Source organism: Deinococcus aerolatus (assembly GCF_014647055.1).
Lineage (GTDB): Bacteria > Deinococcota > Deinococci > Deinococcales > Deinococcaceae > Deinococcus > Deinococcus aerolatus.
In genome coordinates, this window is sequence record NZ_BMOL01000076.1 from 1 (window position 1) to 508 (window position 508).

Consider the following 508-nt stretch of genomic DNA (forward strand, 5'->3'; position numbering starts at 1 on the left):
GCGCCATCCACATGCGCGTCTGACTGAAATACACGTGGTCCAGCTGATAGGTGTTGAGGTACATCAGGCCGTACATCACGACGGTAGACGTGGCGATCATGGCCGCAAAGCGGCCATAGCTGCCACCCATCTTGCCCTTCTGGTCCTTGCCTGAATCTTGAGACGCAGACGAACGGTTCATGGATTCGTTCATGGTTGACTCCTTGAAAGAAAAAACCGCCTGCCAGTGCGCTTTCTCCGGCAGACGGCAGCGAACTGCACGGGGTTCAGGCGCTCAGGCTGTCCAGCATCTTCTGGCACGCCTGCTCACAGCGGCGGCAGGACTCGGCGCAGACCGCGCAGTGCTTCATGTCCATCTTCTCGGCGTGCTGCTGGCATTCGTCGCCGCAGGCGTTGCAGGCGGCCACGCACGCCTGCAACTGGGCGCGGATCACGGCCAGGTCCGGCTGGGTCTGGCGCACCAGCACGCGTCCAGTGGTGGTGCAGATGTCGGCGCAGTCCAGATTCA

The 508-nt window shown here is 61.8% G+C and carries 2 protein-coding genes; both read right to left on the reverse strand.

The features are described 5' to 3' along the window. The coding region (locus IEY31_RS18580; RefSeq protein ID WP_229723783.1) for a hypothetical protein at nt 1–193 on the reverse strand (193 nt) is incomplete at its 3' end. Nucleotides 194–266: 73 nt separating this feature from the next. Beyond that, nucleotides 267–508: four-helix bundle copper-binding protein (locus IEY31_RS18585; protein ID WP_229723784.1), on the reverse strand; the 242-nt coding region annotated here is incomplete at its 5' end.